The organism is Azohydromonas lata, from assembly GCF_034427735.1.
Lineage (GTDB): Bacteria > Pseudomonadota > Gammaproteobacteria > Burkholderiales > Burkholderiaceae_C > Azohydromonas > Azohydromonas lata.
In genome coordinates this window covers 1-214 of record NZ_JAXOJX010000296.1, presented here as the reverse complement: position 1 = coordinate 214, position 214 = coordinate 1, and the positions used below count along the sequence as shown (strand labels likewise).

Annotated in this window: 1 pseudogene; it reads left to right on the top strand. The window is 63.6% G+C overall.

What is annotated here, in order from left to right:
• Positions 1-214: pseudogene (gene nifH, locus SM757_RS35470) on the top strand (nitrogenase reductase); the annotation flags it as partial.

The following is a 214-nucleotide window of genomic DNA, read 5'->3' as shown; positions in this document are numbered from 1 at the left end:
GCACGCAAAGGCCCAGGACACCATCCTGTCGCTGGCCGCCGAAGCCGGCTCGGTGGAGGATCTGGAAATCGAAGACGTCATGAAGATCGGCTTCCGCGACATCCGTTGCGTGGAATCCGGTGGCCCGGAGCCCGGCGTGGGCTGCGCCGGCCGTGGCGTGATCACCTCGATCAACTTCCTGGAAGAAAACGGTGCCTACGAAGGCGTGGACTAT